This window comes from Streptomyces sp. NPDC059861 (assembly GCF_042731435.1).
GTDB lineage: Bacteria > Actinomycetota > Actinomycetes > Streptomycetales > Streptomycetaceae > Streptomyces.
On record NZ_JBHWJQ010000010.1, the window covers coordinates 170,299 to 194,036 of the forward strand.

The window sequence follows — 23,738 nt, forward strand, 5'->3', positions numbered from 1 at the left end:
TTTCCGTACGGAGGGGAGTACTCCCTGACTACTGCGGCGTACCCGTCAATACGGATCAGGCCAGATCCCGGGGCGTCGGCCCACTTCTGGGTGGAAGAGACCTCCGGCAGCGACGACGCTGACCTGACTGTTCGCCGTTATGTACTGCCGGAGGCGCAGTGGATGTTTCCGTGACCCTATGGGTCCTGACCATCGTCGGACTGGCCGCACTGATCGCGGTCGACTTCTTCATCGGGCGCAAGCCCCACGACGTATCCATCAAGGAAGCCGGGATCTGGACGGGCGTCTGGATCGCCCTGGCCGGACTCTTCGGCCTCGGTCTGCTCCTCTTCGGCGGCGGCCAGCCCGCTGGTGAGTTCTTCGCCGGATTCATCACCGAGAAGTCGCTGAGTGTCGACAACCTCTTCGTCTTCGTCCTGATCATGGCGAAGTTCGCCGTGCCCTCGCAGTACCAGCAGCGGGTGCTGCTCGTCGGTGTGCTCATCGCCCTGGTGCTGCGCGCGATCTTCATCGCCGCGGGTGCCGCGATCATCGCCAGCTTCTCGTGGGTGTTCTACCTCTTCGGCGCCTTCCTGATCTGGACCGCCTGGAAGCTGATCCAGGAGGCCCGGGCCGACACGGAGGACGAGGAGTACGAGGAGAACAAGCTCCTCAAGGCCGCCGAGCGCCGCTTCGGTGTGGCCGACCGCTACCACGGCACGAAGCTGTGGATCCAGGAGAACGGCAAGCGGGTCATGACCCCGATGCTGGTCGTGATGCTGGCCATCGGCACCACGGACGTCCTGTTCGCGCTCGACTCCATCCCGGCGATCTTCGGCCTCACGCAGGACCCGTACATCGTCTTCACCGCGAACGCCTTCGCGCTGATGGGCCTCAGGCAGCTGTACTTCCTGATCGGCGGCCTGCTGAGGAAGCTGGTCCACCTGTCGTACGGCCTGTCGGTCATCCTCGGCTTCATCGGCGTCAAGCTGGTGCTGCACGCCCTGCACGAGTCCGGGGTCCACGTCCCCGAGATCAGCATTCCGGTCTCGCTCGGCGTGATCTGCTCCGTCCTGATCGTCACCACGATCACCAGCCTGATGGCCTCGCGGAAGCAGGCGGCGGCCGAGGCGCAGGAGCGCGGCGAAGGTGCGTCGAAGGACAGCATCGACGTCTGACCGCGCCGGACGCGTGGCGACAACCACCGGGAGCGGTGCTCGGCGAATCGCCGGGCACCGCTGCCGCGGTTTCGAGTTCGACTCGCCTGTGGACGCCATGACGGCGACGGAATGCGAGGTCCGAACCAGTCTGGGACGATCACCGCATGACCGCTCGGCTCACGTCACTCGCCCGTGGGTGGACGTCCGTGGTGCCGGTGCTCGCGGCGGTCCTCCTGATCTTCACCTGGGGCCGGGACGTGCCGGCCGCGGTCACCGCGCTGATGACGGTCGTGCTCGCGGGCGCGGTCCTCGCCGCCGTGCACCACGCCGAAGTGGTCGCCCACCGGGTCGGCGAACCCTTCGGCTCGCTGATCCTCGCCGTCGCGGTCACGGTCATCGAAGTGGCGCTGATCGTCGCCCTCATGGCGGACGGCGGCGACAAGAGTGCCTCGCTGGCCAGGGACACGGTGTTCGCCGCGGTGATGATCACCTGCAACGGCATCGTCGGCCTGAGCCTCCTCGTGGCCTCGCTGCGCCACCGCACGGCCGTCTTCAACCCCGAGGGGACCGGCGCCGCCCTTGCGACCGTCGCCACGCTGGCCACGCTCAGCCTTGTGCTGCCGACGTTCACGACCAGCAAGCCCGGCCCGCAGTTCTCGGGTGTGCAGCTCACCTTCGCCGCGGTGTCGTCGTTGATCCTCTACGGCCTGTTCGTGGCGACCCAGACCATCAGGCACCGGGACTATTTCCTCCCCATCACCCACCAGGGCGAGGTGATCACGGGGGACGACCATGCCGCCGCGCCGTCCAGCCGCTCGGCCTGGATCAGCCTCGGACTGCTGTTGCTCGCGCTGGTCGGGGTGGTCGGCCTGGCGAAGGGTGTGTCGCCGACGATCGAGTCGGGAGTGGCGGCCGCGGGCATGGACCACGCCGTCGTCGGTGTGGTCATCGCGCTGCTGGTGCTGCTGCCCGAGACGATCGCCGCGTTGCGCGCCGCCCGCCGCGACCGGGTGCAGACCAGTCTCAACCTCGCGCTCGGCTCCGCCATGGCCAGCATCGGCCTGACGATCCCCGCCGTGGCCCTGGCGTCCATCTGGCTCTCCGGACCGCTCATCCTCGGCCTCGGCTCCACCCACATGGTGCTGCTCGCGCTGACCGTCGTGGTCGCCTCCCTGACGGTGGTGCCGGGACGGGCCACACCGTTGCAGGGAGGCGTCCACCTGGTGATCCTGGCGGCGTACCTGGAGCTGGCGGTCAACCCGTAGGAGACGTTGTCCGGGGCGGTCAGGCGGGTTGCAGGCGGCGAGCCGCGCACAGAGCCCCCCGGCCGTAGGCCGCGCGCCGCCATCAGCCCGCGCCGCTCCCCGCCCCCGTCAGCCCGCCGCCGCCTCTGCCTCCGCGCCCGCCTCGGCTTTACGTGCCCCCGTCGGCCGGGTCTCCGGAAGCAGCGCGAAGCAGCCGAGGCTGAGCAGCGCGATGGCGGTGAGATAGGCGCCGACGCCCCACGGCACCCGACCGCCCTGTTCGGCCAGTGCCGTCGCCGCGATCGGGGTCAGCGCGCCTCCGAGGACGCCGCCGAGGTTGTAGCCGACGGCGGCGCCCGTGCAGCGCACCCGGGGTTCGTACAGTTCCGGCAGATACGCGGCGATCACCCCGAACATCGTGACGAACGCGAGCAGCGCGACCAGGAAACCGAGGAAGATCAGCAGCGGCGCGCCGGTCGCGAGCAGCGCGACCATCGGGAACATCCACAGGACGGCCGCCGTACACCCGATCAGACACAGGGGCCGCCGCCCGTAGCGGTCGCCGAGCACCGCCGCCAGCGGCGTCAGTGCGCCCTTCATCACCACCGCGGCCATGATGCAGGTCAGCATGACGGTACGGCTCACCCCGAGCCGTTCCGTCGCGTACGCCAGCGACCAGGTGGTCACGGCGTAGAAGATCGCGTAGCCCACGGCGAGTGATCCGGCGGTCAGCAGCACCAGCCGCCAGTGGTCGCGCACGACCTCGGCGAGCGGCACGCGCGCGTAGTCGTCGATCCGCAGGAAGCTGGGGCTCTCGGTGAGGGACGAGCGCAGCCACAGCCCCACCAGGGCCAGCACTCCGGCGGCCCAGAACGGCACCCGCCAGCCCCACGCGGCGAACTGGGCGTCGGTCAGCGTCGCCGACAGCGTCAGCACCGCCCCGTTCGCCAGCACGAAACCGACCGGCGGCCCCATCTGCGGAAAGCTCGACCAGAGCCCACGCCGGTCGGCCGGCGCGTGCTCGGCGGTCAGCAGCACGGCCCCGCCCCACTCACCACCGAGCCCGAGCCCCTGCACGAACCGCAGGACGAGCAGCAGCAGGGGAGCGGCCACACCGATCGAGTCGTACGTCGGTACGCAGCCGACGGCGACCGTCGACGCCCCCGTGATCAGCAGCGAGCCGACGAGGACCGGCCGCCGTCCGTGCCGGTCCCCGATGTGCCCGAACAGCACGGAGCCCAGCGGCCGCGCCACGAAGCCCACCCCGAACGTGGCGAAGGCGGCCAGTGTTCCCGCCAGCGGGGAGAACGTCGGGAAGAACAGCGGCCCGAGGACCAGTGCCGCGGCGGTCCCGTAGACGAAGAAGTCGTAGAACTCGATGGCCGTCCCGGCGAGCGAGGCGGCCGCGAGCCGCAGCATGGAAGGTGCCCTTACGGAGCGTGCGTCTTGCATGCCGCGTCAACTACCCACGGTGACGGCCGGTTACGGGGGCGTGCGGTGGTGCGGAGTGCCTCAGTAGGTGACGGTGATGCGCCGGGCGGGGCCGTCGACGCGGATCAGGCCCCCATAAGGGATGACGAGTTGGGGGTCCGTGTGGCCGAGGTCCACGTCGAAGACGACCAGGGTCTCGGGGGCGTACGCCCGCAGCGCTCGCAGTACGGCCACACGCTGCTCGGCGGCGTAACGCCCGGCCTCGTCGGGACTGTTGGGGCGGTCGAAGGACCATGTCTTGGGGCGGCCCATGAGCAGCCCGGGGAAGCGCCGGAGAAGACCGCGCTCGCCCATGTTCCTGAGGGTGCGGAAGACCTCCTCCGCGCTCGGCATGTCCTCGGAGGTCTCCAGGAACAGCACCCCGCCGTCGTACTCCGCCGGGTCGGGCGCGATCTCGCGGTCGGCCATCAGCAGCCAGCCGAGGATCTCCAGGCAGCCGCCCCAGCCGCGGCCCTCCACGACGCGATCGGCGTTGACCCAGGTCCAACCGTCGCCGGGCCGGGTCTCGGGTTCGGCTTCGAAGGTCGCCGGATCCGCCCAGTCACGGCTGACGTCACGCCAGCGCTCGGCGGGCCGCAGTTCGTACGGGCCGGACGTGAACAGCGCCGCACGCAGCGACTCGGCGGTCTGGGGGTGCAGGGCGCCCGGACGGCCCAGCTCGCACATCACGCTCGCCCCGTGATAGCCGACGATGCCGCAGTTGCGCAGGAAGGCGAGAAGGTTCGTGTTGTCGCTCATGCCGAAGAAGGGCTTCGGGTCGGCCCGGATCAACTCCCGGTCCAGCAGCGGCAGGACGGTGATCTGGTCGTCGCCGCCGATCGAGGCGATCACCGCCCTGATGTCCGGGTCGGCGAACGCGGCGTGGATGTCGTCGGCCCGTTCCTGGGGCGTCGAGCCCATCTTCCGGGTCGCCGGGTACTCCACCGGTTCGAGGCCGTACTCCTTGCGCAGCCGCTCCAGCCCCAGCTCGTGAGGGAGGGGGAAGAGACCGGGCAGGCCGGAGGAGGGAGATATCACGGCGATCCGGTCGCCGGGCGACGGCTTCGGAGGGTACGCGGGTGTGGTCATGCGGGGAGGCTACGAGGGGCCCGCTGTCGGCGCACCGTGATAAACCGGGTCCGAGCAGCGGTCCCCGCGCGGGCCGCCCGACCTCGACCGGACCGGAGGAACCGTGCCCCGCACCCTGGCCAACGCCCCGATCATGATCCTCAACGGGCCCAACCTGAACCTTCTCGGGCAACGCCAGCCGGAGATCTACGGCTCCGACACCCTCGCCGACGTCGAGACCCTGTGCGCCAAGGCGGCGGCCGCGCACGGCGGCACGGTGGACTTCCGGCAGTCCAACCACGAGGGCGAGTTGGTGGACTGGATCCATGAGGCGCGGCTCCATCACTGCGGGATCGTCATCAACCCCGGTGCCTACTCGCACACGTCCGTCGCCATCCTTGATGCGCTCAACACCTGTGACGGCATGCCTGTGTTGGAGGTCCACATCTCCAACATCCACCAGCGGGAGTCGTTCCGGCACCACTCGTACGTCTCCCTGCGCGCCGACGGGGTCATCGCGGGGTGCGGTGTCCAGGGGTACGTGTTCGGGGTGGAGCGGGTCGCGGCGCTGGCCGGGGCGGCACAGGCCGACGCGTAGCCCTGTGGGGCCGCCCGGCGCGGGGAGTTGCCAGGGCCGCCGGCCGAGGGGCGGGGATCGAGGGACCGGCGGCCCGACACCGCGCGGAAGCCGTCGTCCCGCGCGGGGCTGCCTCCAGTTGACCGCGCCACCACGCACCAGGGGAGCGCGCGCAAGGGGCCGGCGCGTGCAGAGGATTCACACGGGGCGCGCGTCCCGCTCCGCACGCCCCGGTGAACCTCCGGGGGTACGCGGTGGTCCGGGGTTCACCACCCGCGCGCGTGCCACTCCGGCAGGTGCGGTCGCTCCGCGCCGAGCGTGGTGTCGTCGCCGTGCCCCGGATAGACCCAGGTCTCGTCCGGGAGGGCGTCGAAGATCTTCGTCTCGACGTCGTGGATCAGACTGGCGAACGCCTTGGGGTCCTTACGGGTGTTGCCCACGCCGCCGGGGAAGAGGCAGTCGCCGGTGAAGACGTGCGGGTGCCCGTGGGGGTCGTCGTAGACCAGGGCGATCGAGCCCGGCGTGTGCCCGACGAGATGGCGCGCGGTCAGTTCCACGCGCCCCACCCGGATGGAGTCGCCGTCGTCGACCAGGACGTCGGTCGGCACCGGGATGCCGTCGGCGTCGTCGCGGCCCGCGTGGGTGCGGGCGCCCGTGGCCGCGACGACCTCGGCGAGCGCCTGCCAGTGGTCGCCGTGCTGGTGCGTGGTGACGACGGACGCGATGCCGTCGTCACCGATCGTGCCGAGCAGCGTGTGCGCGTCGCTGGCCGCGTCGATCAGCAACTGCTCGTCGGTGGCCCGGCAGCGCAGCAGATAGGCGTTGTTGTTCATCGGGCCCACCGCGATCTTGGTGATCATCAGGTCCTTGAGCTCGTGCACGTCCGCCGGGCCACCGACCGTCACCTGTCCGCTGTACGTCATGCCGATCAGTCTAGGACGGCAGGCGTACGGCGAGCAGGGCTCGGCGGCGTCACAGCGGGGGCAGCGACGGCAACCGGCCCCCCTGGACGGTCAGCCCGGAGCCGTCCCGCCGGCCTGCGAGCCAGCCCAGCAGGCCGGCCGGGGAACCCGTGACGGTGACCCCCGAGTCACCCGCCGCTTGCCCCGTGTCCGCCCCCCGGCCCGTGCTCCAGGCGCGCGTGCCGTCCGTCAGACGGGTGGGCGGTACGCCGGGGTGGCCGGCGAACCGGCGGGCGAGGAAGTCGATCTCCCGCTCCGTGAACTCCGCCGGCAGGTCCTCCAGCTCGTAGCCGATGCCGAGGTCCACGTGGTGCAGCTCCACCTCGACCCAGCGGCGGAACGGCACCCGCGACGCGGAGTCGGTCACGCCGTTGCGCAGCTCCACCGTGCGCGACCAGTCGGCGGGGACGTCGGCCGTCCCCTGGAAGAGGGCGGCGCTCTCCCGGACGTCGGCGAGCTGGGCGTCCAGGGGGCGCGGGGCGTCCCGCTCGATCTCGGCGTCCCGGGCCTCCCCGGAGACGTACATGGGGCGGCCTTCGAGAACGTTCACCAGGGCGTCCGCGTTGCGGGCGAGGTGGGCGAGTACATGACCGCGACTCCAGCCGGGCAGCCGTGACGGTTCGGTCACAGCAGCGTTGTTCAGCTTGGCCGCTGCGGTGAGCAGCCGTTCCGTCGCGTCCCGTACAGACGCCAGGTCACGCACGTGATCAGTCATGACGCCGACCCTAGCCCCGCCACTCCTTCGGGTGAAGCCGGTGAACCCCGGCCGTAAATCGAATGCACGTGCTATAAGGTCGGCGGTGGCGTCGGGCATGCTGGAGAGCCGGGGATTGTTATCCACTCCGGGAATCCGACCGGCGTTGTCAGTGGCTCCCCCTAGTCTGAGAAAGCACGGGGGCCTCGCCCCTGTCACTTCTCTCAAGAAAGGTGCGGACCGGCGTGGCCGACCGTCTCATCGTCCGTGGCGCGCGCGAGCACAACCTGAAGAACGTCTCGCTCGACCTGCCTCGTGACTCGCTCATCGTCTTCACGGGCCTGTCGGGTTCGGGCAAGTCCTCCCTGGCCTTCGACACCATCTTCGCCGAGGGCCAGCGGCGCTACGTGGAGTCGCTCTCCTCGTACGCCCGCCAGTTCCTGGGCCAGATGGACAAGCCGGACGTCGACTTCATCGAGGGTCTGTCCCCGGCGGTCTCCATCGACCAGAAGTCGACCTCGCGCAACCCGCGCTCGACGGTCGGCACCATCACCGAGGTCTACGACTATCTGCGCCTGCTCTTCGCGCGCATCGGCAAGCCGCACTGCCCCGAGTGCGGCCGCCCGATCGCCCGCCAGTCGCCGCAGGCCATCGTCGACAAGGTCCTCGAGCTGCCGGAGGGGAGCCGCTTCCAGGTGCTCTCCCCGCTGGTGCGCGAGCGCAAGGGCGAGTTCGTCGACCTCTTCGCCGATCTCCAGACCAAGGGGTACAGCCGCGCGCGGGTGGACGGCGAGACGATCCAGCTCTCCAGCCCGCCCACGCTGAAGAAGCAGGAGAAGCACACCATCGAGGTGGTCATCGACCGTCTCACCGTGAAGGACTCCGCCAAGCGCCGCCTCACCGACTCCGTCGAGACCGCCCTCGGCCTGTCCGGCGGCATGGTCGTGCTCGACTTCGTCGACCTCCCCGAGGACGACCCCGAGCGCGAGCGCATGTACTCGGAGCACCTGTACTGCGCGTACGACGACCTGTCCTTCGAGGAGCTGGAGCCGCGCTCCTTCTCCTTCAACTCGCCCTTCGGCGCCTGCCCCGAGTGCACCGGCATCGGCACGCGCATGGAGGTCGACCCCGAGCTGATCGTCCCGGACGAGGACAAGTCCCTCGACGAGGGCGCGATCCACCCCTGGTCGCACGGGCACACCAAGGACTACTTCGGCCGCCTCATCGGTGCCCTCGCGGACGCGCTGGGCTTCCGGACGGACATTCCCTTCGCGGGTCTGCCGCAGCGCGCGAGGAAGGCCCTGCTGTACGGCCACAAGACACAGATCGAGGTCCGCTACCGCAACCGGTACGGCCGCGAGCGCGTCTACACCACGCCCTTCGAGGGCGCGGTCCCCTTCGTCAAGCGCCGGCACAGCGAGGCCGAGTCCGACGCCAGCCGTGAGCGCTTCGAGGGCTACATGCGCGAGGTGCCCTGCCCCGGCTGTGAGGGCACGCGTCTGAAGCCGATCGTCCTCGCGGTCACGATCATGGGGAAGTCGATCGCGGAGGTCTCCGCGATGTCGATCAGCGACTGCGCGGAGTTCCTGGGCGAGCTGAAGCTCAGCGCCCGCGACAAGAAGATCGCCGAGCGTGTGCTCAAGGAGGTCAACGAGCGGCTGCGCTTCCTGGTCGACGTCGGCCTCGACTACCTCTCGCTGAACCGCGCGGCAGGCACCCTGTCCGGCGGCGAGGCCCAGCGCATCCGCCTGGCCACCCAGATCGGCTCCGGTCTCGTCGGCGTCCTGTACGTCCTCGACGAGCCGTCCATCGGCCTGCACCAGCGGGACAACCACCGGCTGATCGAGACCCTGGTCCGGCTGCGGGACATGGGCAACACGCTCATCGTCGTCGAGCACGACGAGGACACCATCAAGGTCGCCGACTGGGTCGTCGACATCGGCCCCGGCGCGGGCGAGCACGGTGGCAACGTCGTGCACAGCGGCTCCCTGAAGGAGCTGCTCGCCAACAAGGAGTCGCAGACCGGTCAGTACCTCTCAGGGAAGAAGTCCATCCCGCTGCCGGACATCCGCAGGCCCCTCGACCCCTCCCGCCGGCTCACCGTGCACGGCGCCCGGGAGAACAACCTCCAGGACATCGACGTGTCCTTCCCGCTGGGCGTGTTCACCGCGGTCACGGGCGTGTCCGGCTCCGGCAAGTCGACGCTGGTCAACGACATCCTGTACACGCACCTGGCCCGCGAGCTCAACGGCGCGAGGAACGTGCCGGGCCGGCACACGCGCGTGGACGGCGACGACCTCGTCGACAAGGTCGTCCACGTCGACCAGTCGCCCATCGGCCGCACCCCGCGGTCCAACCCGGCGACGTACACCGGTGTCTTCGACCACATCCGCAAGCTGTTCGCCGAGACGACCGAGGCGAAGGTCCGTGGTTACATGCCCGGCCGCTTCTCCTTCAACGTCAAGGGCGGCCGCTGTGAGAACTGTGCGGGCGACGGCACGATCAAGATCGAGATGAACTTCCTCCCGGACGTCTACGTCCCGTGCGAGGTCTGCCACGGTGCCCGGTACAACCGGGAGACCCTGGAGGTCCACTACAAGGGCAAGTCCATCGCCGAGGTCCTGAACATGCCGATCGAGGAGGCGCTCGACTTCTTCGAGGCCGTCCCCGCGATCGCCCGCCACCTGAGGACGCTGCACGACGTGGGCCTCGGCTATGTCCGCCTCGGCCAGTCGGCGACCACCCTCTCCGGCGGTGAGGCCCAGCGTGTGAAGCTCGCCAGCGAGCTCCAGAAGCGCTCCACCGGGCGCACGGTCTACGTGCTCGACGAGCCGACCACCGGTCTGCACTTCGAGGACATCAGCAAGCTTCTGACGGTGCTGTCCGGCCTGGTCGACAAGGGCAACACCGTCATCGTCATCGAGCACAACCTCGATGTGATCAAGACCGCCGACTGGCTTGTCGACATGGGGCCCGAGGGTGGCGCCGGAGGTGGCCTCGTCGTCGCCGAGGGCACGCCCGAGGAGGTCGCCGCGGTGTCCACCAGCCACACCGGCAAGTTCCTGCGGGAGATCCTCGGCGCCGACCGGATCAGCGACGCCGCCGCGGTGCCGGCCCCGCGCAGGACCGCGGCCCGGAAGACGGTGGCGGCCAAGGCGCCGGCGAAGAAGATCGCCACTGCCAAGGCGGTCAACAACACGGCGACGAAGAAGGCGGCCGGGGCGGCCAAGAAGGCGCCCGCGAAGAAGGCGACGCGGGCTCGCAAGGCCTGAGCACCGCACACGGAGGGGCGGTGACCGGCGGGAGTGCCCGCGGGTCACCGCCCCTTCGCCGTGCTCCCTACAGCTCGCCCAGCTCCGAGGCGTACGGCGATTCGGCACCCGCGCGTGAACAGGTGATCGCCGCGGCGCGGGCCGCGAAGCGCAGGAGCCGGGTCCACGCGTCCGCGTCGAGACCGGCGAGGGCCTCGGGGGACAGGGCGTTCCGGATGGACAGGCCGTGCAGCAGGGCCGCGTTGACGGTGTCGCCGGCGCCGATCGTGTCCACCACGGCGACCCGCTCGCCCGGCACGGAGTGCTCCCCACCGTCCCGGGTGAAGACCGTCAGCCCGTCAGCGCCCCGGGTGATCACCACCGCGGAGGGCCCCGCCGCCAGCCACTCGCGGGGCGTGCCGCCCAGCCACCGCGCGTCGTCCTCGGAGAGCTTGAGCAGTGTCACCGAGGGCAGCCAGCCGAGGAACCGCGCCCGGTAGGCCTCCGCGTCGGGGATCAGCCCGGCCCTGATGTTGGGGTCGAGCGCGGTGAACACGCCCTGCGCGGCGGCGGTGCGCATCAGCTTCTCGTAGGCGCTCGCTCCCGGCTCCAGAACCAGCGAACAGGTGCCGAAGGACACCGCTCGGGTGCCGGCGGGCAGGCCGTCCGGGACCGTGAACAGCCGGTCGGCGGTGCCGTCGACGTAGAAGGAGTAGGCGGCCGAGCCGTTCCCGTCGATCGTGGCGACGGCGAGGGTGGTCGGCTCCGGGCCGCGCTGCACCGCCGAGACGTCCACGCCGGCCTTGCGCAGCCCGTCGAGCAGGGCCTGACCGAAGGCGTCGCGGGAGGTGCGGGAGCAGAACGCCGTGGGGGAGCCGAGCCGGCCGAGGGCCACGGCCGTGTTGTACGGGCCGCCGCCGAGGGCGGGCTGGAGGCCGGCCAGGGCGCCCGTGCCTTGCGGTACCAGGTCGATCAAGGCCTCACCGGCGACGACGATCACGAGTCGGGTCCTTTCTCGGGGCAGCCGCAGGACGTGCGGTGGACGAAGGTGCAGGGGAGCCGCACCGTCCGGGCGGGCCGGTCCGGGGCGGCGAGGCGTTCGAGCAGGATCCGCACGGCCTGGGCGCCGAGATCCTTGCTGGGCTGGGCGATCGCGGTGAGCCGGGGTGAGAACAGGTCCGCCCAGGCGAAGTCGTCGAAACAGCACAACGCGATGTCGGCGGGCACGGACAGGCCCCGCGCACGCAGCGTGTGCAGGGCGCCGATGGTCATGGCGTTGTTGGCCGTGACGAGGGCCGTGGGCGGCGCGGCGAGGGAGAGCAGGGCGGCGGTGGCCCGCTCACCGGCGGCCGACTCCGAGTCGCCGTGCGCGACGAGCCGCTCGTCGTGCGGCAGCCCGGCGGCGGCGAGCCCGTGCCGGTAGCCGGTGATCCGCTCGGCGGTCGTGCTCAGCCCGCGCCGGCCGGCGACCAGGCCGATGCGGCGGTGGCCCAGCTCGGCGAGATGCGTGACCAGGCTCGTCACCGGCTCCGTGCTCTCCGCGCAGATCTGGTCGAAGCGCGGCGTGCCGCTCGCCGGCCCGTCCACCACACGGTCCAGGAGCACGGTGGGCACCTGGTGCCGGTGCAGGTAGGAGAGCAGTTCCCGGGGGGACGGGGACGGGGCGACGATCAGGCCGTCCACGCGTCGCTCGTGCAGCAGCTGGACGACCTTGCGCTCGTGCTGCGGATCCTCGTGCGGGTCGGCGATGAGCAGGCCGTAGCCCTGCTCCAGGGCGGTCGCCTCGACGCCCTGGAGGATCTCGGTGAAGTACGGGTTGCTGATGGCCGAGACCGCGAGCCCGATGGAGCGGGTGCGGGAGGTCACCAGGGAGCGGGCCAGGGTGTTCGGGGTGTAGCCGAGCTCGTCGACGGCGTCCAGGACGGCCTGGCGGGTCTGCGGGAGCACCGGCCGGGTGCCGTTCAGCACGTGGGAGACGGTCGCCACGGAGACTCCGGCGCTCCGCGCCACATCCGCCATCGTGGCCATTGGTGTCCCCTTCCGGGCCGCGTCCCGCTGGTTCCGGGGCGCACTTGTTCCGGCGGGGACGGTATCCCATCCGGCGCGTCACGTAAACGCTTGCGCAAACGTTTACGTCACGCCGGACGCCTCCGGCTCACCCCCACGCTCCAAACACACATCCCACCCTCACACCCCGCCACTCACACCCCACCCCGCTCACCCGCCATCCCATTCCCACCCGATCCCCACGATCCCCGCACGCACCCGCGGCTCCACGAGGTGCACCGAGTGGTGCCGGCCGGTCAGCGCCAGGTCCTGGTGGCCGCTGCGCGGGGCCGCTGCCGAGTGCTGGGCGAACCGGTGACAGCGCACCGGCAGGGCGTGGGCGTCGAACCGCACCTGGAGGGCGTACTGCCCGCCCGCCGGACCGAAGGCACGCAGGTACTCGCGGGACACGCCCGCCGTGCCGTCCGCCACGGCGTAGCGGAGGAGGAAGGTGTCACCGGCCCGCAGCCGAGTGTCGAAGAGCAGCTCGGCGACCAGGATTCCGGTCTCGCGGTCCCAACGGACGCGTCCGGTGCGGCAGTTCTCCAGCGCGTGCACGCTCGTCCGGTCCGGCGCGCACCCGGGGTCGCCGTGGTGGACGGCCACGAAGCGGTCGACGCCGTCCTGGTGCGCGCGCACGATGTGATGCGACTCGCGCCCCAGCAGCTCGCGGCGCGCCCCGATCCGTACCTGTTCGTGGTGCCCGAGCATGTGCAGGCCGCCGTCGAGGGGGGCGTCCAGCTCGGCGAGCAGGCGTTCCAGGACGCCCGAGGCCTCGACGAGGGACCGGTAGGAGCGGCCCTCGGGGCGGCGTGCGGACCCGTGCTCGTCGGCCGGCTCGGCGAGCAGCCGGATAAGCGACTCCTCCGGGAGCTGGAGGATCTCCTCCAGGGCCCGTACGGCGCGCAGCGACTCGGGGCGCTGCGGGCGGCGGGCGCCCTGCTGCCAGTAACTCAGGCTCGTGACGCCGACTTTCACGCCGTACCGCGTCAGATGGTGCTGCACCCGCTGCAACGGCAGTCCTCGGGCGGCTATCGCGGCGCGCAGCGCGACGTGGAAGGGGCCGCAGCGCAGTGCCGTGTCGAGTTCCGTGCCCGGTTCGGCGTGCAGGTCGGTGTCCAGGTCCGCGGGGACGACGTCCGCGTGCGGTGTGGCGTGCGGCATGCAGGGGCCTTTCTGTGCTGGATCACGACGGCTGGTCAGACCGTTCGCGCAGGTCGTCCGGGGCACCCGGGCGGCGGCAGGCCGCCTTCACATCGGTACGCCGCCGTTCACCGGCCCGAGTTCCTCCGCATTGAAGCGTGTTGACCATGCCTCGACAACACCTGAAGCCCAACCGTGGCGCGCTCGTGGCCGAGGTTCGACCGGTGCCTCGTGGGCGGTGGTGCACCGGGCGGCCCGGCACCGCGGAGGGCGTTGTCCACAGGCTCGCCGGAGTGTCACCGCTCGCCAGTAGGGTGTGAGACATGGCCGATCCCTCCAGCTACCGCCCCAGGCCGGGAGACGTCCCGGACACCCCCGGGGTGTACCGGTTCCGTGACGAGCACCGCAGGGTGATCTACGTCGGAAAGGCGAAGAGCCTGCGCCAGCGCCTGGCCAACTACTTCCAGGACCTGGCCGGCCTGCACCCGCGCACCCGGAGCATGGTCACCACGGCCGCGTCCGTGGAGTGGACGGTGGTGTCCACGGAGGTCGAGGCACTGCAGCTGGAGTACTCCTGGATCAAGGAGTACGACCCCCGGTTCAACGTCAAGTACCGCGACGACAAGAGCTACCCGTACCTCGCGGTGACGATGAACGAGCAGTACCCGCGCGTGCAGGTGATGCGCGGCCACAAGAAGAAGGGCGTGCGCTACTTCGGGCCGTACGGGCACGCGTGGGCCATCCGGGACACGGTCGACCTGCTGCTGCGCGTCTTCCCGGTGCGCACCTGCTCGGCCGGCGTCTTCAAGAACGCCCGCCGCACCGGCCGCCCCTGCCTGCTCGGCTACATCGGCAAGTGCTCCGCGCCCTGCGTCGACCGGATCTCCGACGAGGAGCACCGGGAGCTGGCGGAGGAGTTCTGCGACTTCATGACGGGGCGTACGGGCACGTACCTGCGCCGTCTGGAGAAGCAGATGATGGAGGCGGCCGAGGACCTGCAGTACGAGCGGGCGGCCCGGCTGCGCGACGACATCGAGGCCCTGAAGAAGGCCATGGAGAAGAACGCGGTCGTGCTCGCCGACGCGACCGACGCCGATCTGATCGCCGTGGCCGAGGACGAGCTGGAAGCGGCCGTGCAGATCTTCCACGTCCGCGGCGGACGCGTCCGTGGCCAGCGCGGCTGGGTCACCGACAAGGTCGAGGAGATCACCACCGGCGCTCTGGTGGAACACGCCCTCCAGCAGCTCTACGGGGAGGAGACCGGTGACGCGGTCCCCAAGGAGGTCCTCGTCCCGGCGCTGCCCGACCCGGTGGCGCCGGTGCAGGAGTGGCTGACCGTGCGCCGAGGCTCGAACGTCTCGCTGCGCATCCCGCAGCGCGGCGACAAGAAGGCCCTGATGGAGACCGTGCAGCGCAACGCCCTGCAGGCGCTCGCGCTGCACAAGACCAGGCGTGCCTCCGACCTGACCACGCGCTCGCGCGCGCTCGAGGAGGTGGCTGAGGCCCTGGACCTCGACAGCGCCCCGCTGCGGATCGAGTGCTACGACATCTCGCACCTCCAGGGCGACGACGTGGTGGCGTCCATGGTCGTCTTCGAGGACGGCCTGCAGCGCAAGAGCGAGTACCGCCGGTTCCAGATCAAGGGCTTCGCCGGGCAGGACGACGTCCGCTCGATGCACGAGGTGATCACCCGCCGCTTCAGGCGCTACCTCGCCGAGAAGGAGCGAACGGGGGAGTGGGCCGACGGCGAGCCGGAGCGCACCGCCCGCACCGCGCTCGACGACGCGGACGGCGCCCCCCGCGACGGCGGCACGACAGTCCTCACCGACAGCGGCACGAGCGGTCTCCTCGACGGCGGATCGGGTGGCCCCGTCGCCGGCGGCACGAGCGGTCTCCTCGACGGCGGATCGGGCGCCCCTCTCGCCAGCAGCCTCACCGAGGACGACGGTCGCCCCAAGCGCTTCGCCTACCCCCCGCAGCTGGTCGTCGTCGACGGCGGTCAGCCGCAGGTGGCCGCCGCCCAGAGGGCCCTGGACGAGCTGGGCATCGACGACATCGCCGTGTGCGGCCTCGCCAAGCGCCTTGAGGAGGTCTGGCTGCCCGGCGACGACGACCCGGTGGTCCTGCCCCGCAGCAGCGAGGGCCTCTACCTGCTGCAACGCATCCGTGACGAGGCGCACCGGTTCGCGATCACCTACCAGCGCAGCAAACGCGCCAAGCGCATCCGCTCCAGCCCGTTGGACGACGTCCCCGGGCTCGGCGAGACACGCAAACAGGCGTTGATCAAGCACTTCGGTTCCGTGAAGAAGCTGCGATCCGCGACAATCGACCAGATCTGCGAGGTTCCGGGCATAGGTCGCAAGACGGCCGAGACGATCGCCGCGGCACTCGCCCGCACGGCCCCGGCCGCACCCGCCGTGAACACGGCGACTGGAGAGATCATGGATGACGTGGAAGACGGTGCACCCGAGACGACGGCGGGTGCTCCAGGGGAGCCCGTGCCCACGGGCGCCCCGGACGAGCGACGGGGGCAGGAGAGATGACCGAGCACGAGAAGCAGTCCACAGACCGGCGAGATCAGGAACCCGAGGAAACTCAGAAGGTGACCGACGAGGATCCCACGCGGCGTGACGCGGCTCAGGACGACGGAGGACAGGCGGGTACGGCCGGCGAAGCAGGCGCGGCCGCCGAAGCGGCCATCCCCGAACTGGTGATCATCTCCGGCATGTCCGGAGCCGGCCGCTCGACGGCCGCGAAGTGCCTGGAGGACCTCGGCTGGTTCGTGGTCGACAACCTTCCCCCCGCGCTGATCCCCACCATGGTGGAGCTCGGTGCCCGCTCGCAGGGCAACGTGGCGCGGATCGCGGTCGTCGTCGACGTACGCGGCCGACGTTTCTTCGACAATCTGCGCGAGTCGCTCGCCGACCTCGACACGCGCGGGGTGACGCGGCGGATCGTCTTCCTGGAGTCCTCCGACGAGGCCCTGGTGCGCCGCTTCGAGTCGGTGCGCCGCCCGCACCCCCTCCAGGGCGACGGCCGGATCGTCGACGGCATCGCCGCCGAGCGCGAGCTGCTGCGCGAGCTGCGCGGCGACGCCGACCTGGTGATCGACACCTCCAGCCTGAACGTGCACGAGCTGCGCGCCAAGATGGACGCCCAGTTCGCGGGCGAGGAGGAGCCGGAGCTGCGGGCGACCGTCATGTCCTTCGGCTACAAGTACGGCCTGCCGGTCGACGCCGACCTCGTCGTCGACTGCCGCTTCCTGCCCAACCCGCACTGGGTCCCGGAGCTGCGCCCCTTCACCGGCCTCAACGAGGAGGTGTCGGGCTACGTCTTCAACCAGCCCGGCGCGAAGGAGTTCCTCGACCGGTACGCCGAGCTGCTCCAGCTGATCGCGACCGGCTACCGGCGCGAGGGCAAGCGGTACGTGACCATCGCCGTCGGCTGTACGGGCGGCAAGCACCGCTCGGTCGCGATGTCGGAGAAGCTCGCCGCGCGCCTGGCGGCCGAGGGCGTGGAGACGGTGGTCGTGCACCGGGACATGGGACGGGAATGACAGGACGTACGTTGCGGCTGAGCCGGCTGCGCAAGGTCACCCCCGAGGGGCGTGGCGGCCGGCTCACCGAGCCCCGGGGCAGCCGTGCGCGCCGCCGGGGCACCCAGCCCAAGGTGGTCGCCCTCGGCGGGGGCATGGGGCTGTCCGCCTCGCTCGCCGCGCTGCGCCGCATCACCGGTGACCTCACCGCCGTCGTCACCGTGGCCGACGACGGCGGTTCCAGCGGCCGGCTCCGCGACGAGCTGGGCGTGCTGCCGCCCGGCGATCTGCGCAAGGCCCTCGCCGCGCTGTGCGGTGACGACGACTGGGGCCAGACCTGGGCCCGGGTCATCCAGCACCGCTTCCAGTCCGGTGGCGAGATGCACGGCCACGCGGTCGGCAACCTGCTGATCGTCGCCCTGTGGGAGCAGCTCGGCGACCATGTCCTGGCCCTCGACCTGGTCGGCAAGCTGCTCGGCGCGCACGGGCGCGTGCTGCCGATGTCGGCCGTGCCGCTGGAGCTCCAGGCGCTGGTCAAGGGGCACGACCGGGAGCGGCCCGACGACATCGACACCGTGCGCGGGCAGGCGACCGTCGCCCTCACCCCGGGCGAGGTGCAGTCCGTGCACCTGGTGCCGAACGACCCGCCCGCCGTCCCGGAGGCCGTCGAGGCGGTCCTGGACGCGGACTGGGTGGTGCTCGGGCCGGGCTCCTGGTTCTCCTCGGTGATCCCGCACCTGCTCGTCCCCGAGCTGCTCGACGCCCTCTCGGAGACCAAGGCCCGCCGGGTGCTCTCGCTGAACCTCGCGCCGCAGCCCGGAGAAACCGAGGGCTTCTCCCCGCAGCGTCATTTGGAGGTTTTGGGACGACACGCCCCTAAACTCGCCCTGGACGTGGTGCTGGCCGACGAGGCCGCCGTGCCCGACCGCGACTCACTGACCGACGCCGCCAAGCGTTTCGGTGCCGCGGTCGAGCTGGCGCCGGTGGCCCGGACGGACGGAACTCCGCGGCACGACCCGGAGCTGCTGGCCGCCGCGTACGACCGTATTTTTCGGATGCATGGAAGGATCGGCCCATGGCGATGACGGCAGCGGTGAAGGACGAGATCTCCCGGCTCCCCGTCACCCGGACCTGCTGCAGGAAGGCGGAGGTCTCCGCCATTCTGCGGTTCGCCGGCGGCCTTCACCTGGTCAGCGGGCGCATCGTGATCGAGGCGGAGCTGGACACCGCGATGGCGGCGCGGCGACTCAAGCGGGACATCCTGGAGATCTTCGGGCACAGCTCGGAGCTGATCGTGATGGCTCCGGGCGGCCTGCGACGCGGTTCGCGCTACGTCGTGAGGGTCGTCGCGGGTGGCGATCAGCTGGCCCGGCAGACGGGCCTGGTCGACGGCCGGGGCCGCCCGATCCGGGGGCTCCCCCCGCAGGTGGTCTCGGGGGCCACCTGCGACGCGGAGGCCGCCTGGCGCGGGGCCTTCCTGGCCCACGGTTCGCTCACCGAGCCCGGCCGCAGCTCCTCCCTGGAGGTGACCTGCCCGGGTCCCGAGGCCGCGCTCGCCCTGGTCGGCGCCGCCCGTCGGCTGTCGATCGCCGCGAAGGCCCGCGAGGTGCGGGGCGTGGACCGGGTCGTCGTCCGTGACGGTGACGCGATCGGCGCGCTGTTGACCCGGCTCGGTGCCCATGAGTCGGTGCTGGCCTGGGAGGAGCGGCGGATGCGCCGCGAGGTGCGTGCCACCGCCAACCGGCTCGCCAACTTCGACGACGCCAACCTGCGGCGTTCCGCCCGCGCGGCGGTCGCCGCCGGCGCCCGGGTGCAGCGCGCGCTGGAGATCCTCGCCGATGACGTCCCCGAGCACCTCGCGGCCGCCGGGCGGCTGCGTATGGAGCACAAGCAGGCCTCGCTGGAGGAGTTGGGCGCGCTGGCCGACCCGCCGCTGACCAAGGACGCCGTCGCGGGCCGCATCCGCCGGCTGCTGGCGATGGCGGACAAGCGTGCGACGGACCTGGGGATCCCGGGCACGGAGGCGAACCTCAGCGAGGAACTGGCGGACAATCTCGCCGGGTGACGCCGCGTCGGACCCACCGGTGCCGATCCCTGCCCCAGCAGGCCCGGCACCGGCGTCACGCCCTCCTCACCCTTCCCTGACAGCAGCGGGCTTGCGCCCTCAACCCCCTTGACGCGCTCTTGACTTGACCATGATCTGTCATGAGCCTGGCATCCATTCGCCACTGTGGCGAACCACCGCAAGGGGGGCTCATGAGACGAAGAGCGAGATCGATCCTCGCCGCCGGCGTGCTCCTGCTGGGCGGCCTCACCCTGGCACCCTCGGCCCAGGCCGACGAGAAGGCGTCCGACCAGGACACCGAAGAGGTCAAGGTCTTCCGCGCCGACGTCACCAGGCAGCAGGTACCCCTGCTGCTCGCCACCGGGCAGGACAGTCACGAACTCGGTGAACGGATTCCCGACAGGGGCACCGCCACCGTCGAGGTCTACCTGACCGACAAGCAGGCCGCCAAGCTGGAGCGACAGGGCGTCGGCCTCACCGAGCACAAGCTCTCGGCGAAGGCACGCGCACGCGTGGCCGCCGCGGGCGACGGGGTCTTCCGGCCGTACAGCGGGAAGGGCAACCTCAAGGAGGAGATCCTCAGGACCGGTCAGGAGCACCCGTCCCTGACCAAGGTCGTCTCCATCGGCAAGACCCTTCAGGGCCAGGACATCCTCGCCCTCAAGCTCACCAAGAACGCCAAGAAGACCAAGGACGGCGCCAGGCCCTCCGTCCTCTACGTCTCCAACCAGCACGCGCGTGAGTGGATCACGCCGGAGATGACCCGGCGGCTGATGCACCACTACCTCGACAACTACTCCACCGACAAGCGCGTCAAGAAGATCGTCGACACCACCGAACTGTGGTTCGTCCTCTCGGCCAACCCCGACGGCTACGACTGGACGCACCACGCCGACGGCGACCGCCAGTGGCGCAAGAACATGCGCGACAACAACGGCGACGGCGCCCACACCATCGGCGACGGCGTCGACCTCAACCGCAACTTCGCCTACAAGTGGGGCTACGACGACGAGGGTTCGTCCCCCCAGCCCACGAGCCAGACCTACCGCGGCCCCGGCCCCAACTCCGAGCCCGAGACCAAGGCGCTGGACGCCTTCGAACGGCGGATCGGCTTCGAGTACGGCATCAACTACCACTCCGCCGCCGAACTTCTGCTCTACGGCGTCGGCTGGCAGGTCGCCACCCCGACCCCCGACGACGTCCTCTACAAGTCCCTCGCCGGTACGCCGGACAACTCCGCGATCCCCGGCTACCATCCGCAGCTCTCCTCCGAGCTGTACACCACCAACGGCGAGGCGGACGGCCACGCGGCCAACGTCCACGGCACCGCGATGTTCACCCCGGAGATGTCCACCTGTCAGACCGCGTCGAACGTCGACCCCGACGACGCCTGGAACCCGGCCGACTGCGAGTCGATCTTCACCTTCCCGGACGACGAGAAGCTGATCCAGCAGGAGTTCATCAAGAACGTCCCGTTCGCGCTCTCCGTCGCCGAGTCCGCCGCGCGGCCCGACCGGCCCAGGTCCTCGGTCGGCGTGGACGCGCCCGACTTCACCCCGGCGGCGTTCACGACGTCGTACTCGCGCGGCGCCGACCAGGAGGTCTCCGTCGTCGCACGGAAGTCCGTGCGCGACAAGGAGCTCAAGTACCGCGTCAACGGCGGCCGTACGCACGACATGCGGCTGCGGCCCTGGAAGGGCGGCGAGACGTACGGCGGTGAGGACAACCTCTACTTCGACGAGTACCGGGCGAAGGTCGCCGACGGCGTGCCCGGGGACAAGGTCGAGGTGTGGTTCTCCGGCGAGACGCGGTCCGGGAAGCCCACCACGAGCGAGCACTTCACCTACACGATCGCCGAACGGCCGCGCGCCGACGTCCTCGTCGTCGCCGAGGAGGGCGCGCCCGCGACGCACGCGCAGAAGTACGTGGACGCGCTGAGGGCCAACGGGGAGCGGGCCGCCGTCTGGGACGTCGCCACCCAGGGCGCACCGGACGCGCTCGGTGTGCTGACGCACTTCGACACGGTCGTCCACCACACCGGCGCCGTCCGCCCGGGCGTCGCCACCCAGCTCCAGCTGCGCGCCTTCCTCAACGAGGGCGGCAGGCTGATCGAGGCGGGCGAGACGGCCGGCGGCTCCGTCGACCTCGGCGGGGGCACCCTGTCGAACGACTTCAGCCAGTACTACCTGGGCGCCTACACCCGTACGTCCCTCCCGGCCGTCACCGGCTTCACGGGGGCCGGCGCCCTCGGCGGCGTCACCGCCCCGCTCGGCGACGCGCCCGGCAACCCGCTGAACACCGCCGGATCCTTCGGCGTCACCTCCGACACCCTGCCCGTCTCGACGTTCCCGCAGTTCGCGAGCGAGGGCGCGGGCCGGTACCCGGGGACCGTCAACCCGTACGGCCCGTACGAGGGCGCGTCCATGGCGGCCGTCACGCACTCCGACTACGCCTGGAACCGCCTGACCCGCACCGTCGACCTCACCTCGGTGACGGCGGCCGACGCTCCCACCCTGCGCACCCGGCTGCTGTGGGACACCGAGGCCGGCTACGACCACGCCGTGCTGGAGGCGCACACGGCCGGGGCCGACGACTGGACCACGCTCCCGGAGAAGAACGGCGCCACCGGCACCGCCGTACCGACCGAGTGCGAGGCCGGCTTCTTCCTCCAGGCGCACCCGGCGCTCCAGCGGTACCTGACCCTCGGCGCGGACGGCTGCGCGCCCTCCGGGACCAGCGGCGCCTGGAACAGCTTCACCGGTGCCGCCGACGGCTGGCAGCAGGTCGAGTTCGACCTCTCCGCCTACGCCGGGAAGACGGTCGAGGTCTCCCTCAGTTACATCACCGACCCCGGCTCCGGCGGCCACGGCGTCCTCGCCGACAACGCCGCCGTCGTCATCGGCGGTACGGCGGGACAGACCGACGGGTTCGAGACCTCGCTCGGCGCCTGGACCACCGCCGGGCCTCCGGCGGGCAGCCCGGCGGTGGTCACGGACTGGGGCCTGTCGGGCGAACTGTTCACGACATATGGAGCGGTCACCGCGCAGGACACGGTGCTGCTCGGTTTCGGTCTGGAACACGTCACCGAGGCGGCCGACCGCCGCGATCTGATCGGCGAGGCACTCACCGCGCTCGACCGCTGAACACCAGGTCGACGACCGCCCACCGCCCGTAGTCAAATCGGGTGATCCGGTCGCACGGCCGGGGCGGTCCGTACCCCTACTGGCGGGTACGGGCCGCCCTGCCGTGTATGGGCCATCTCGATGTCACCAGAGGGCCTGCGGGGAGGTAGGGTCGTAGGCGGTCGGGGACATCCCATACAGCTCGCCGGCATCAACGGCCGGCGTACCAACGAGGAGATCGGTTCGTGACGATCCGCGTAGGCATCAACGGCTTTGGCCGCATCGGTCGTAACTACTTCCGCGCGCTGCTGGAGCAGGGTGCTGACATCGAGATCGTGGCTGTCAACGACCTGGGTGACACCGCGACCACCGCTCACCTGCTCAAGTACGACACCATCCTGGGCCGTCTCAAGCACGAGGTGACGCACACCGCCGACACGATCACCGTGGACGGCCACACCATCAAGGTGCTCTCCGAGCGCAACCCGGCGGACATCCCGTGGGGCGAGCTGGGCGTCGACATCGTCATCGAGTCGACCGGCATCTTCACCAAGAAGGACGACGCCGCCAAGCACCTCGCGGGTGGTGCGAAGAAGGTCCTCATCTCGGCCCCGGCCAAGGACGAGGACATCACCATCGTGATGGGCGTCAACCAGGACAAGTACGACCCGGCGAACCACCACGTCATCTCCAACGCCTCCTGCACCACCAACTGTGTGGCGCCGATGGCGAAGGTGCTCGACGAGAACTTCGGCATCGTCAAGGGCCTGATGACGACGGTCCACGCGTACACGAACGACCAGCGCATCCTGGACTTCCCGCACAAGGACCTGCGGCGCGCCCGTGCCGCCGCCGAGAACATCATCCCGACCACGACGGGTGCCGCCAAGGCCACCGCCCTGGTCCTGCCGCAGCTCAAGGGCAAGCTGGACGGCATCGCGATGCGCGTCCCGGTCCCGACCGGCTCGGCCACCGACCTGGTCGTGACCCTGCAGCGCGAGGTCACCAAGGACGAGGTCAACGCCGCGTTCAAGAAGGCCTCCGAGGACGGCGACCTCAAGGGCTACCTGGCGTACACCGAGGACGAGATCGTCTCCTCGGACATCGTCAGCGACCCGGCTTCCTGCACCTTCGACTCCTCCCTGACCATGGTCCAGGAGGGCAACACGGTGAAGATCCTCGGTTGGTACGACAACGAGTGGGGCTACTCGAACCGCCTCGTCGACCTCACGGTCTTCGTCGGCAACCAGCTCTGAGCAGCTTTTCGCAGGCATCTTGATGTGAGGGCAGGGCTCGGGCAGCGCACGCCGCGCTGCCCCTGCCCGGACAAGCGTACAGATCGACCACCCCCCACGGTTAGATAGGCCATACCACGGGCCCCCTAATGTAGAACATCGACGAGCGTAATTAGGACGGTGTGGG

The 23,738-nt window shown here is 70.7% G+C and carries 17 protein-coding genes; 10 read left to right on the top strand and 7 right to left on the bottom strand.

Translation table 11 applies throughout. From position 1 onward, the window contains the following. Nucleotides 1-158 precede the first annotated feature (158 nt). Nucleotides 159-1,157 carry a TerC family protein gene (locus ACFV6X_RS12090; RefSeq protein WP_385381347.1) on the top strand — a complete coding sequence of 333 codons (999 nt, stop codon included), beginning with the start codon at nucleotides 159-161 and terminating at the stop codon, nucleotides 1,155-1,157. Nucleotides 1,158-1,303: 146 nt separating this feature from the next. Next, on the top strand, nucleotides 1,304-2,404 hold the full coding sequence (locus tag ACFV6X_RS12095; RefSeq protein WP_385381350.1) for a calcium:proton antiporter: 1,101 nt from the start codon (nucleotides 1,304-1,306) through the stop codon (nucleotides 2,402-2,404). Nucleotides 2,405-2,512: 108 nt separating this feature from the next. Here the strand turns inward: ACFV6X_RS12095 and ACFV6X_RS12100 are convergent, their stop codons facing one another. Both ACFV6X_RS12100 and ACFV6X_RS12105 read right to left on the bottom strand, forming a co-directional pair. Continuing rightward, nucleotides 2,513-3,802, bottom strand: coding sequence for an MFS transporter (locus ACFV6X_RS12100; protein ID WP_385381353.1), 1,290 nt, complete (start codon nucleotides 3,800-3,802; stop codon nucleotides 2,513-2,515). A 93-nt stretch (nucleotides 3,803-3,895) separates the two neighbouring features. Beyond that, the gene (locus tag ACFV6X_RS12105; RefSeq protein ID WP_385381356.1) at nucleotides 3,896-4,942 is read right to left on the bottom strand and encodes a S66 peptidase family protein; all 1,047 of its coding nucleotides are present in this window, start codon (nucleotides 4,940-4,942) and stop codon (nucleotides 3,896-3,898) included. Between the two features lie 103 nt (nucleotides 4,943-5,045). On the opposite strand from ACFV6X_RS12105, the gene aroQ reads away from it, so the two are divergent. Beyond that, nucleotides 5,046-5,519 (top strand): type II 3-dehydroquinate dehydratase, encoded by a 474-nt coding sequence (gene aroQ, locus ACFV6X_RS12110; protein WP_385381358.1) that lies wholly within the window; start codon nucleotides 5,046-5,048, stop codon nucleotides 5,517-5,519. 245 nt (nucleotides 5,520-5,764) lie between these two features. Here the strand turns inward: aroQ and ACFV6X_RS12115 are convergent, their stop codons facing one another. After that, nucleotides 5,765-6,421, bottom strand: a complete 657-nt coding sequence (locus ACFV6X_RS12115; protein WP_385381361.1) for an MBL fold metallo-hydrolase — start codon at nucleotides 6,419-6,421, stop codon at nucleotides 5,765-5,767. A gap of 49 nt (nucleotides 6,422-6,470) precedes the next feature. Next, entirely contained in the window at nucleotides 6,471-7,175 is a 705-nt protein-coding gene (locus tag ACFV6X_RS12120; RefSeq protein ID WP_385381363.1) for a maleylpyruvate isomerase family mycothiol-dependent enzyme, read from the bottom strand. Nucleotides 7,176-7,399: 224 nt separating this feature from the next. Between ACFV6X_RS12120 and uvrA the strand changes: the two genes are divergently transcribed. Further along, entirely contained in the window at nucleotides 7,400-10,426 is a 3,027-nt protein-coding gene (gene uvrA / locus ACFV6X_RS12125) for an excinuclease ABC subunit UvrA (RefSeq protein ID WP_385381366.1), read from the top strand. A 67-nt stretch (nucleotides 10,427-10,493) separates the two neighbouring features. On the opposite strand, the gene ACFV6X_RS12130 is transcribed toward uvrA, so the two are convergent. The 3 genes from ACFV6X_RS12130 to ACFV6X_RS12140 all read right to left on the bottom strand — a co-directional run bounded on the left by ACFV6X_RS12130 (nucleotide 10,494) and on the right by ACFV6X_RS12140 (nucleotide 13,615). Continuing rightward, on the bottom strand, nucleotides 10,494-11,405 hold the full coding sequence (locus ACFV6X_RS12130) for a carbohydrate kinase (RefSeq protein ID WP_385381369.1): 912 nt from the start codon (nucleotides 11,403-11,405) through the stop codon (nucleotides 10,494-10,496). Continuing rightward, nucleotides 11,402-12,433, bottom strand: coding sequence for a LacI family DNA-binding transcriptional regulator (locus ACFV6X_RS12135; RefSeq protein ID WP_385381371.1), 1,032 nt, complete (start codon nucleotides 12,431-12,433; stop codon nucleotides 11,402-11,404). The genes ACFV6X_RS12130 and ACFV6X_RS12135 overlap by 4 nt, the downstream gene beginning before the upstream one ends. Nucleotides 12,434-12,622: 189 nt before the next feature. Continuing rightward, the gene (locus ACFV6X_RS12140) at nucleotides 12,623-13,615 is read right to left on the bottom strand and encodes a hypothetical protein (protein ID WP_385381374.1); all 993 of its coding nucleotides are present in this window, start codon (nucleotides 13,613-13,615) and stop codon (nucleotides 12,623-12,625) included. Nucleotides 13,616-13,917: 302 nt separating this feature from the next. Between ACFV6X_RS12140 and uvrC the strand changes: the two genes are divergently transcribed. The 6 genes from uvrC (at nucleotide 13,918) to gap (ending at nucleotide 23,572) form a co-directional block, all read left to right on the top strand. Further along, nucleotides 13,918-16,137: an excinuclease ABC subunit UvrC gene (gene uvrC, locus ACFV6X_RS12145; protein WP_385381377.1), complete on the top strand. Its 2,220-nt coding sequence runs from the start codon at nucleotides 13,918-13,920 to the stop codon at nucleotides 16,135-16,137. Beyond that, entirely contained in the window at nucleotides 16,134-17,150 is a 1,017-nt protein-coding gene (gene rapZ, locus ACFV6X_RS12150) for an RNase adapter RapZ (RefSeq protein WP_385381380.1), read from the top strand. Before uvrC ends, rapZ begins: the two co-directional genes overlap by 4 nt. Then, complete coding sequence (gene yvcK / locus ACFV6X_RS12155) at nucleotides 17,147-18,214, top strand: uridine diphosphate-N-acetylglucosamine-binding protein YvcK (protein ID WP_385381383.1); 1,068 nt, start codon at nucleotides 17,147-17,149, stop codon at nucleotides 18,212-18,214. Before rapZ ends, yvcK begins: the two co-directional genes overlap by 4 nt. Further along, nucleotides 18,205-19,194, top strand: a complete 990-nt coding sequence (gene whiA / locus ACFV6X_RS12160; protein ID WP_385381386.1) for a DNA-binding protein WhiA — start codon at nucleotides 18,205-18,207, stop codon at nucleotides 19,192-19,194. The genes yvcK and whiA overlap by 10 nt, the downstream gene beginning before the upstream one ends. Before the next feature lie 191 nt (nucleotides 19,195-19,385). Continuing rightward, a complete protein-coding gene (locus ACFV6X_RS12165) occupies nucleotides 19,386-22,337 on the top strand; it encodes a M14 family zinc carboxypeptidase (RefSeq protein ID WP_385381389.1) in 2,952 nt (983 codons plus the stop codon). Between the two features lie 224 nt (nucleotides 22,338-22,561). After that, nucleotides 22,562-23,572: a type I glyceraldehyde-3-phosphate dehydrogenase gene (gap, locus tag ACFV6X_RS12170; protein ID WP_365454083.1), complete on the top strand. Its 1,011-nt coding sequence runs from the start codon at nucleotides 22,562-22,564 to the stop codon at nucleotides 23,570-23,572. Nucleotides 23,573-23,738 lie beyond the last annotated feature (166 nt).

Coding starts and splice junctions, on each gene's coding strand:
- ACFV6X_RS12095 (WP_385381350.1), top strand. CDS start 1,304: ATGACCGCTCGGCTCACGTCACTCGCCCGTGGGTGGACGTCCGTGGTG.
- ACFV6X_RS12100 (WP_385381353.1), bottom strand. CDS start 3,802: ATGCTGCGGCTCGCGGCCGCCTCGCTCGCCGGGACGGCCATCGAGTTC.
- ACFV6X_RS12105 (WP_385381356.1), bottom strand. CDS start 4,942: ATGACCACACCCGCGTACCCTCCGAAGCCGTCGCCCGGCGACCGGATC.
- ACFV6X_RS12115 (WP_385381361.1), bottom strand. CDS start 6,421: ATGACGTACAGCGGACAGGTGACGGTCGGTGGCCCGGCGGACGTGCAC.
- ACFV6X_RS12120 (WP_385381363.1), bottom strand. CDS start 7,175: ATGACTGATCACGTGCGTGACCTGGCGTCTGTACGGGACGCGACGGAA.
- ACFV6X_RS12135 (WP_385381371.1), bottom strand. CDS start 12,433: ATGGCCACGATGGCGGATGTGGCGCGGAGCGCCGGAGTCTCCGTGGCG.
- ACFV6X_RS12140 (WP_385381374.1), bottom strand. CDS start 13,615: ATGCCGCACGCCACACCGCACGCGGACGTCGTCCCCGCGGACCTGGAC.
- uvrC (WP_385381377.1), top strand. CDS start 13,918: ATGGCCGATCCCTCCAGCTACCGCCCCAGGCCGGGAGACGTCCCGGAC.
- rapZ (WP_385381380.1), top strand. CDS start 16,134: ATGACCGAGCACGAGAAGCAGTCCACAGACCGGCGAGATCAGGAACCC.
- yvcK (WP_385381383.1), top strand. CDS start 17,147: ATGACAGGACGTACGTTGCGGCTGAGCCGGCTGCGCAAGGTCACCCCC.
- whiA (WP_385381386.1), top strand. CDS start 18,205: ATGGCGATGACGGCAGCGGTGAAGGACGAGATCTCCCGGCTCCCCGTC.
- ACFV6X_RS12165 (WP_385381389.1), top strand. CDS start 19,386: ATGAGACGAAGAGCGAGATCGATCCTCGCCGCCGGCGTGCTCCTGCTG.